The sequence below is a fragment of the Tildeniella sp. genome (assembly GCF_059505325.1).
Window position 1 is genome coordinate 1 of the sequence record NZ_JCACKI010000007.1, and the last position, 8,803, is coordinate 8,803.

Below are 8,803 nucleotides of genomic sequence, written 5' to 3' on the forward strand. Positions count from 1 at the left end.
AGCTATCAGCTATCAGCTATCAGCTATCAGCTATCAGCTATCAGCTATCAGCTTTAAATTCTTGGCTGACCGCTGACCGCTGACCGCTGACCGCTCAAATCAACCTGCGAATGTACCAATCGTTCGGTACAACACTACTGTACTGATCGTTCGGTATGCTGTCAATAGTGCAGTTGGGATCAATAAATGCTGAGAGAGGAAGCGGTTGTCCGTCTTGTGGAGGTTTTTCGGCAGTATGGCTATGACGGTGCAACGCTGGCACGACTGTCGAACGCGACAGGTTTGGGCAAAGCGAGTCTCTACCACCATTTTCCAAACGGAAAAGAGGAGATGGCAGCCGCCGTGCTGGATTACCTGAAACTCAAGCTAGAGGAGGGGATGCTGGTGCCATTACGTAGCCCGATCGCGCCGATCGATCGACTGCTGACCATGGCTCACAGCGTGGACGCGTATTACAATCACGGTCAGAGAGCTTGTTTGCTGGCAATGCTGGCGCTGGGCGAGGCAAACGATATCTTCCATGAGCAGATTCAACAGGCGCTGAATGTGTGGATTGATGCGCTGGCAGGTGTGGCGATCGACGCAGGCGTAGAGGCTGCAACCGCTCGACAGCGTGCTGAAGATGCCATTTTGCAGATTCAAGGCTCCCTCATTCTGGCAAAGGGGCTAGGTGATACAGCGCCCTTTCAACGAGTCTTAGCAGCACTGCCAGACACACTTTTGACGGCGTAAGCAAACGCCAGCATGAATGAGCGCGTTGCTTTGGAGGGACTCTCTTTCAAAACGCGCGCGCTTTCAAAACAGTGTCAGTTGAGTGGGTGTTTCCTGTGCGATCGCATTCCAGGGCAGCGGCGGCACGGGAACATGCTGCTGTTCTAAAAGACGTTGCAAGTAGTTCGCGTTGGCAGGCGATCGCTCTTCCAGTGGACAATGCACAAAGAAATAGATGCGGGTTCCTTGTTGGAGCCATTGCCCTACCAGCGCGACCCATTCAGCCAAAAACGGTTGATTTAGATCCAAATCAGGATGGCTGATGAAGCGAATCAGACTGAAGGGAGCCGTGACACTGGGCTGTAGGGGCAGTTTGGGCTTTTTGCGATCGGAGTGCAACTGCGAATCATCGGGTGCGTCATAAATCGGACGAGTATCCAGTAAAACGCGCCCTACACCCAAACGTTCCAACAGTGCGGTCAGGTTGTCAGCGTGGGGTGCTTTGAACCAGTCGGGGTGTCGCACTTCCAGCGCAAACTCTGCTTCGTCGCGTGGGAGCGCGGTGAGAAAGGCTTCTAAATCGGCAAAACTCAATGGGCTGTAGCTGGGTGGCAGTTGGGCGAAAAAGGGACCGAGGCGATCGCTCAACCCACGCATCTTTTCCAAAAAATCTAACGTCCCAGGAAGCGCAGGCTGCAACAGCCCGTTGTGAGTTGAACTTTTGGGCAACTTCAAGCAAAACTTGAACCCGTCCGGTGTTTCTGTTGCCCAACGCTCAACGGTAGCCGCATCCGGGATCGAGTAAAACGTCGTATTCCCCTCTACAGCCGTAAAACGACGACTGTAAAGACGCAAAAAATCGGCAGCGCGGCTATCAGAAGGAAATAACTCTCCCAGCCAACCCTTATACGCCCAAATTGCACAGCCGAGGTGGAAGGTCATGGAAGAAGAGAGGGGTGAGGAGTGAGGGGCGGGATATAAAGGCTAAAGGATGAAGGCTAAAGGATGAAGGCTAAAAGATGAGAAGACTCTTGATTACTGACCGCTGACCGCTGACCGCTGACCGCTGACGGCTGACGGCTGACCGCTGCTTCCTTCCAACAACTAACAACCAGTAACCAACAACTCTCTCTGCCTTCTACTTCTACACCACAAAACTGCTAATGACCACTTTTGCGGTGGGTATGATGGAGACTGCATTAAGCCAACCGTACGATCGCCGCCCTACACCTAATAACCCCAATCCCCATATCCGACTCCCTGACACTCTCCTTTCACCATTGCGGAACCCATGAAGACTCTCTTTTGCAGCCAGGGGCACAACAATCCTGACGATAATCGCTTTTGCCGTCTCTGTGGTGAGATGTTGCCTGCATCGTCGGGATTGCCATTAGGCGGGTTGGCAGGACAAACGCTGGGGTTACGGTATCGCGTTTTGCATGAGTTGGGGCATGGAGGTTTTGGGCGCACCTACCTGGCAGAAGATACCAATCGGTTTCATGAGTTTTGCGTGCTGAAAGAATTTGCGCCGCAGGTTCAAGGGACAGAGGCGCTACATAAAGCAGAAGAACTGTTTGAGCGGGAGGCAGGCATTCTATACAAACTTCAACACCCGCAGATTCCGCGCTTTCGGGAACTGTTTCAGGCAGACTGGCAGGGGAAAGGACGGCTCTTTTTAGTACAAGACTATGTTGAGGGCGAAACGTATCAGGCATTGCTGCGATCGCGCCAAGCTCAAAACCATCCCTTCACGGAACCAGAAATCACGCAACTGCTGCTCCAACTCCTTCCCGTCTTGGATTACATCCATGCCTGTGGTGTGATTCACCGGGATATTTCACCCGATAATTTAATGCTGCGGACAGCAGATAGGTCGCCAATCTTAATTGATTTTGGTGGTGTGAAGCAGGCAGCAGCAGAGGTGAATTCTCAGCTCAGGCGATCGCTGGCTGCAACACCCGTCAACATCACCCGTCTGGGCAAAGTAGGCTATGCCCCCAGTGAACAGATGGATCGGGGCGAAGTCTTTCCGCACAGCGATTTATATGCGCTGGCTGCAACAGTGCTGGTCTTGCTGACAGGTAAGGAACCGCAGGATCTACTGGCAGGCAATCGCCGTCAATGGCAGCGACAGGTCAACCTTAGCCCGAAGTTGGTGACAATCCTGAATCGAATGCTCGATCCCAATCCAGCCAAACGCTACCAGTCAGCGCAGGCAGTGCTGGAAGCATTAGGCAGCAGCTTGTCAGCCTTGGACAATAGCGCCACCCAACCGCCAAATGAGTACCGATCGCCCTCGGCACTCTATCCAGCAACTCTGGCGGTTGCGCCCGCTCAGGTGGGGCAATTCACTCAGGCGGCAACGGTCTATCCACCTGCCAAGCGCCCCAGACGAGCCTCTGGTTTTGGCGCGATCGCCCTCCTTTTATTAGCGGCAGGTACAGCCTGGTTTACCTGGTGGATTGCCCACGATTGGCAGCCCAAGCAGCCTCAAACCCAACCGTCTAAACCAACCACGGCTGTCACGAAGCCGCCCATCCCTCAACTTTCGCAGGCAGAGCAAGACCGCAAACAAGCGTTGAACCAGCGCCGTGAGTCTCTGGGCATTGACGCAGGCTTTCTCTCAAGCCTGGTGAATGAAGCGTTCTACGCCAAGCATCCAGACCGACGCGGGCGACAACTGACGACAGACAAAGCCGATGCAGCCTTCCGCGCTGAGTGGGATCAGCTTGCCAACCAATGGCTAGATCAACTCAAACCCCTCAGCAGTGATGCCCGATCGCGCCTGGGACAATACACTGATGCCGATTTGCAAGCACGACAGACAGCCGTCAATCAGCTTAACCTCAGCAGTCGGGCGCTCAATGACCTCACCGATGCACGCTTTTTCAATCTCTTTCCCGATCAGCCGCGCCAGAATCTTTTGAACCAGCCGATCGGTCAGGTGTGGCAGGCGATCGCCGCCGAGCAACTCAATGCGGTCAAAGCTGGCACCGCGCTAGAAACCATCAAAGTTCCAGAAGGACAGTTTAGTCAACAGGTCAGCGGCTTGCTCAAAGCAGGCGAAGGCAAGGCATACATTGCTCAGCTAACCAAAGAACAGGTCATTCAAATCAAATTACAGGCAAACCAAGCCACTCGTCTCTCCATCTATCCGCCGACCAGCAAAGCTGCCGCGCTACTGGATGACTCAGCTAAAACAAGCTGGTCTGGCAAGTTAGCAGAATCCGGCTTCTATGAAATTGTGGTCGTCTCTGATGCGTCTGGCTCAACCAACTATGACCTGAGCCTTGCTGCTGCGGATAACATCTCATCTCCTGATACAGCACGGTGACATGGAGTGATCGGGGTGCTGCATCAGGGATCGTCCCAGTTCCGACAGTCGTACAAGCTTTCGCTGCACTGACATTGCGCTATTGATCCGTTCTATACTGAATAGTCTTAGCTATCGGTACGTTCTATGGTAAGTGAAGTCAAAGCGGTTTCGGGGCGCGGCATTCCTCTGGTTGGTAATGATATTGACACCGATCGCATCATTCCAGCACGGTTCTTGCGTTGCGTGACCTTTGATGGGCTGGGTGCTGAAGTGTTTGCCGACGATCGCAAGCAGACGAACGGGCAGCATTCATTTGACCAAGCCCAGTATCAGGGCGCAACCATTCTGGTAGTAAATAACAACTTTGGCTGCGGGTCATCGCGGGAACATGCACCCCAAGCGCTTGCAAAGTGGGGCATACAAGCGATCGTCGGCGAGAGTTTTGCCGAAATCTTCTTTGGCAACTGTGTGGCAATGGGCATTCCCTGCGTGACGGCTGCTCCCGAAGCGGTGAAACAATTGCAGGAGGCGATCGTCGCAACGCCTGATCTGCCTGTAACCATCAATTTAGAAGCATTGACCGTGCAGTACGGCGATGTTGCAGTGCCTGTCGTAATGGGCGATGGGGTTCGTCAAATGATGCTCAGCGGCACCTGGGATGCGTGTGGGCAACTGGTGGCTCAGGCAGAGCAAGTTAAAGCAACGGCATCGCGCTTGCCCTACGTCGCTTGGAGCAAACTCGCTAGCTAAAACCATTCCAGCGTAGAGCTAAAATTCGCGTCGGGAAAAGACAAAGGTGGCGATCGCCAGCAGTACAACCGTATAGAGAATTCCATAAAGCGCATTCTCCAGCAGCAATGTAGGGCTGGGCAACTGACCATACACTGCCTGGTTTTTGAGATCCAGTCGTGCCAGATCCGGCAGCACCAGATAAAGGCTGCGGGTCATGTTTTCAACGGCTGGATTTTTGCTGAGGGTTCCCAATGTCACCAAATCGCGGCTAAAGTTGCCCATAAAATAAACTGCAAAGGTCAGCAGCGTTGCCAGCAGCGAACTGGTAAAGACACCAAACGCGATCGCCACAGCCGTTACCAGCGCAAGCTGAAGAAACAGGTATACCGACGAGACAAGGATGCTGCCCACCGGAAACGCCACGCGATCGAAGACTAACACTGTCATATAAATGGCTGTCATGGCAGCGATCAATACCGCCAGCACTGCCGACAGTCCCAAATGCTTGCCCACAATGAACTCTGTATGACTGATCGGTTTCGCCATCAGCACCAGTACCGTGCGCTTTTCAATCTCTTTGTTAATCAGCCCCGTGCCCACAAAAACAGCAATCACCAAGCCGAGCAAACTCATCGCGGCTAAACCTGCGTCCAGCAAGATCTTTTGATCAGTGGTCGCCGCAATTTCGGGCAGCAACCGGACGCAAGCAATCAAGAAAAGAGCGAACAAGCCAATCAAATACAGCACGCGATCGCGCATGACCTCACGAAACACATTTGTCGTAATCACCAACGTTCTAGCTGCATTCATCGCCTTATTACTCAAACTCATGCTTGTTGTAAAACGGTCAAAATCTTCCTGTGGTCAAGGCTTCCAAACATCTCGACAGCAGATTTGCGCCAGTGCTGCCGATGAATCAACACGTCAACAGGTAACTTATCCTCCTACCCCTTATCCCCTCTCTCATCCCTCCGGTTGCCCTGCTTTGGGACTGGTCGTAGCATCACAGGTTACTCTGGCAATCTGAGTTGAAGCAACCGTGCGCGCGATCGATCGTCGCGTATCAGAAATGCGGGTAATTTGACAGGGTTTCATCAAATAGTACCCAGATCCAGCAGCCGATGGACCTTGCCAAACTGCCGCCATTTGAAGCTGGTACTCGGTTCTCGGCAAGACCTGCCCATCTAAACGCCACAGTTCATTCTCCTTCACTGGAGGCAATCGACTCATGACGGTCGTTTCTACTTGCTGCATTTGTGGTTTTAAGTCGTACAGCCATCGTTCGACCTGCGACCAGGGTCGTCCGTCTAACTGTTCTCGAACGATCGTCTCAGCCTGATCCAAAATCAGGACACCGCGAGACGGTGGACGATTGCTGGCAAGCTTCACAACAAACGCACTTCTACTTAAATCCTCTGTCAGCAGACTGGGGTAATCAACCAGCCAAGATTGAGTCAGAAAAAACAGTTGAAACCAACAGCTTAGAAGCAGATTGGTCAGCAGCAAAATCACGAGTTCCTGGCGTGCAGGCGGATCAGGGGTTTTGTACTTGGGACCCATTGCAATAAATTTTGGCAAGGCGGCGATTATTGCTGAAATCGGTGCCCAGCCAATCAAAGCCACTGAGGCACGATTATCCAACAGACCTGAGGACAGCAGCATACAGACCAAGGCTCCGGTAATCCAGGGACCCAACCAGATGCCATTGATCGTTAAATCCTTTTTGACGTTAATCGTCAGGTCAAAAACTTTGAGTTTCTCTTCATGCAGAAACCAATGAATGCCCGGAATGAGAAAAAACCAGGCGCAGGTAGCAATAAAACCTTGAATAAAGACGCTCTCTGGTAGGAGTGACATTGCCCAAGAAAAAATACTAATCCAAAGCAATGTCTGCCAGGAATCTGGCTTGGGTGGCGTGAGCGTTTTACGTAACTGCTTGAAAACATCATCGATACTGAGTACCGAAAGAACAACATTTCTAATGGCAAGATTAAAGCCCAGATTCCAAACAATTAAGGCAAGTATTGCAAACCAAAAAAGCGCTTGCCAGGAGCCTAAGCTAGTAGGAATTAACGCTCTGATTAGTTGTCCTAAAAAGTTAAATAAATCTGCCATGCGACCTGAGACTGCCTAACGAAAAAGATCAAACTGTGCCATTAAACCAGTATGAGACGCAGGAAAAGAAGGACTAAAATGACGCTAAAACTCACCGCATTTGCAACCAGAACAGCATAGATTCTACTGTTGCTACGAAACCCAACTAGCGGTTTCTGCTGTCTACGAAAGCGTAAAGGCTTAGCTTCGATCGCACTACTCGGCTTCTCATTTTTCTCTAAAAGAAGCTCCAAAAAATCTAATCCCTTGAGCTTAATTAAAAAGGTGCCTAGGAACATACCTAGCGTAAGGATGATCAGGACTGGGGCTACATTCAGCAGCATAGGGTCGGCATAAAACTGTTCAAAAAAGATAAAGCTGATCAACTGAACGCGCCATGCCAGGGGTAAAAAGGGCTGACCAATAAAAAAACACAGCCAACCAACAAAGGTTGAAAGTAGATTAACGCTAACGGCATATTGCATACTGGTCTTGTAGTCCAGACTCAGCGTTCTGTAAAAGACCAGAGCCTCAAGCGCGATCGCAATCAATAAAAACAGTATTTGAAAAACCACTGCTCGTAGTGGCAGAATCTCAAAAAACATCACTCCTTTCCTTCAAAAGGTCAGCAGACGGCTCATGCAGAATGGATAGTACCAGTATTCTAGCGATGCCTACCGTCATCGCTGCTGATTAAAACAATAATTTTGCTGCCATTTGCAGACGATCGCTGGGTGCGATCGAGCGTGGTAAGCCTGGGAGGTGCACGATCGTCCGTTCCGAGAAGAGTCCTTCTGCCAGCTTCTGACCCGGTTCAAAGCGATTATGGACAATATAATGTTGAGCCACGCCCATCGTATCTAGCGTTTCTGCCAGCCGTTGCGCTTCGGCTGTAATGGCTGCTTGCGCCTGAATCACACCAATAAACTCGGTGTACTTGGGATCTTTCAGCTTTTTCTGTGCTTGCATCACACGCTGCCGTAGCGTCCGCAATCGTCCCATCAGGTCGGTGCGTCCCAATACGTCTTGATACTTCAGCCACAGCTTAAAGATCCAGGCAAGCCAGTCACCCATCGCGGACGGCATCTCCAGAAAACGCAGCAAATGCCCTGTAGGAGCGGTATCCAGCACAATCAGGTCTTGCGCTTTCGATTCCAATAACTCCATGACTGTGATCAGCGACAGCATCTCATCAATACCAGGAAGCGCCTGCGAGACAATTTTGCGCCACGCTTCAGGACCGTAGGCAAGCTTGAGCGTGGTATCACCATCACTCGTTTCCCCACTCATCATTTCTGCCAGTTCCCACAAATAATCCTGTCGAAACTGACCCAGTACCTGTTCGGCATCGATTTCTTGACCGCTCAAGTTCGGTGTCAGCGCGATCGGCTCATGTCCCAGCACCTGCCCAAACGCATCGCCCAGCGAGTGGGCTGGATCGATGGAAATGACTCGAATCTTACGATCGCCATAGCGCTCTGCCATGCCCCACGCGATCGCCGCTGCCACTGTTGTTTTGCCCACACCACCCTTGCCGCCGACCAGGATCAGTTGTCGCCCTGCTGCCACAAAATCGCCAAAACCAGGCGGAATTTTAGCAGGCATCTGGAGGTGCGGTGCGGTGATGAGGGCTGATGCCACTTTCGCTGGTTGAATTTGCGTGAAGAGATCATCCAGCGCGATCGCCCCCATTGGCTCTTGTGCTTGCTGCGGCACTGCAAAAACAGGCTTCCGGTCAGCCAGCGCGATGAATTTGGTCAGAAGTTGCTGTTGTTCGGCGAGGCGATCGAGGAGGTGAGGGGAGAGGAGATGGGGAGATGGGGAGAGGAGGAGATGGGGAGATGGGGAGATGGGGAGGTGGGGGGATGAGGAGGTGGAGCTTTGAGTCCGTCTTGCTTCCTCTGCTTCCTCTGCTTCCTCTGCTTCCTCTGCTTCCTCTGCTTCCTCTGC

Annotated in this window: 9 protein-coding genes; 4 read left to right on the plus strand and 5 right to left on the minus strand. The window is 52.0% G+C overall.

Going from position 1 to position 8,803, the window contains the following annotated elements:
- The first annotated feature begins 186 nt into the window (after positions 1-186).
- A complete protein-coding gene (locus tag AC5JO6_RS03355) occupies positions 187-732 on the plus strand; it encodes a TetR/AcrR family transcriptional regulator (RefSeq protein WP_496079625.1) in 546 nt (181 codons plus the stop codon).
- Between the two features lie 63 nt (positions 733-795).
- Here the strand turns inward: AC5JO6_RS03355 and AC5JO6_RS03360 are convergent, their stop codons facing one another.
- Positions 796-1,653 carry a DUF72 domain-containing protein gene (locus AC5JO6_RS03360; RefSeq protein WP_496079626.1) on the minus strand — a complete coding sequence of 286 codons (858 nt, stop codon included), beginning with the start codon at positions 1,651-1,653 and terminating at the stop codon, positions 796-798.
- Positions 1,654-1,874: 221 nt separating this feature from the next.
- Between AC5JO6_RS03360 and AC5JO6_RS03365 the strand changes: the two genes are divergently transcribed.
- The 3 genes from AC5JO6_RS03365 (at position 1,875) to leuD (ending at position 4,777) form a co-directional block, all read left to right on the plus strand.
- Positions 1,875-2,006: a hypothetical protein gene (locus AC5JO6_RS03365; protein ID WP_496079627.1), complete on the plus strand. Its 132-nt coding sequence runs from the start codon at positions 1,875-1,877 to the stop codon at positions 2,004-2,006.
- Positions 2,003-4,045: a protein kinase domain-containing protein gene (locus tag AC5JO6_RS03370; protein ID WP_496079628.1), complete on the plus strand. Its 2,043-nt coding sequence runs from the start codon at positions 2,003-2,005 to the stop codon at positions 4,043-4,045. The genes AC5JO6_RS03365 and AC5JO6_RS03370 overlap by 4 nt, the downstream gene beginning before the upstream one ends.
- Positions 4,046-4,171: 126 nt before the next feature.
- Complete coding sequence (gene leuD / locus AC5JO6_RS03375; protein ID WP_496079629.1) at positions 4,172-4,777, plus strand: 3-isopropylmalate dehydratase small subunit; 606 nt, start codon at positions 4,172-4,174, stop codon at positions 4,775-4,777.
- 18 nt (positions 4,778-4,795) lie between these two features.
- Here the strand turns inward: leuD and AC5JO6_RS03380 are convergent, their stop codons facing one another.
- The 4 genes from AC5JO6_RS03380 to AC5JO6_RS03395 all read right to left on the minus strand — a co-directional run.
- A complete protein-coding gene (locus AC5JO6_RS03380; protein ID WP_496079630.1) occupies positions 4,796-5,569 on the minus strand; it encodes an ABC transporter permease in 774 nt (257 codons plus the stop codon).
- Between the two features lie 153 nt (positions 5,570-5,722).
- Positions 5,723-6,874 (minus strand): DUF5357 family protein, encoded by a 1,152-nt coding sequence (locus AC5JO6_RS03385; RefSeq protein WP_496079631.1) that lies wholly within the window; start codon positions 6,872-6,874, stop codon positions 5,723-5,725.
- A 41-nt stretch (positions 6,875-6,915) separates the two neighbouring features.
- Positions 6,916-7,458 carry a filament integrity protein FraC gene (gene fraC, locus AC5JO6_RS03390; RefSeq protein ID WP_496079632.1) on the minus strand — a complete coding sequence of 181 codons (543 nt, stop codon included), beginning with the start codon at positions 7,456-7,458 and terminating at the stop codon, positions 6,916-6,918.
- An 88-nt stretch (positions 7,459-7,546) separates the two neighbouring features.
- On the minus strand, positions 7,547-8,803 hold a 1,257-nt coding region (locus tag AC5JO6_RS03395), incomplete at its 5' end, for an ArsA family ATPase (RefSeq protein ID WP_496079633.1).

Excerpts from the sequence above, each read along its gene's own strand:
- AC5JO6_RS03370 (WP_496079628.1), top strand. The coding sequence starts at position 2,003 with ATGAAGACTCTCTTTTGCAGCCAGGGGCACAACAATCCTGACGATAAT.
- AC5JO6_RS03385 (WP_496079631.1), bottom strand. The coding sequence starts at position 6,874 with ATGGCAGATTTATTTAACTTTTTAGGACAACTAATCAGAGCGTTAATT.
- AC5JO6_RS03365 (WP_496079627.1), top strand. The coding sequence starts at position 1,875 with ATGACCACTTTTGCGGTGGGTATGATGGAGACTGCATTAAGCCAACCG.
- AC5JO6_RS03360 (WP_496079626.1), bottom strand. The coding sequence starts at position 1,653 with ATGACCTTCCACCTCGGCTGTGCAATTTGGGCGTATAAGGGTTGGCTG.
- fraC (WP_496079632.1), bottom strand. The coding sequence starts at position 7,458 with ATGTTTTTTGAGATTCTGCCACTACGAGCAGTGGTTTTTCAAATACTG.
- leuD (WP_496079629.1), top strand. The coding sequence starts at position 4,172 with ATGGTAAGTGAAGTCAAAGCGGTTTCGGGGCGCGGCATTCCTCTGGTT.
- AC5JO6_RS03355 (WP_496079625.1), top strand. The coding sequence starts at position 187 with ATGCTGAGAGAGGAAGCGGTTGTCCGTCTTGTGGAGGTTTTTCGGCAG.
- AC5JO6_RS03380 (WP_496079630.1), bottom strand. The coding sequence starts at position 5,569 with ATGAATGCAGCTAGAACGTTGGTGATTACGACAAATGTGTTTCGTGAG.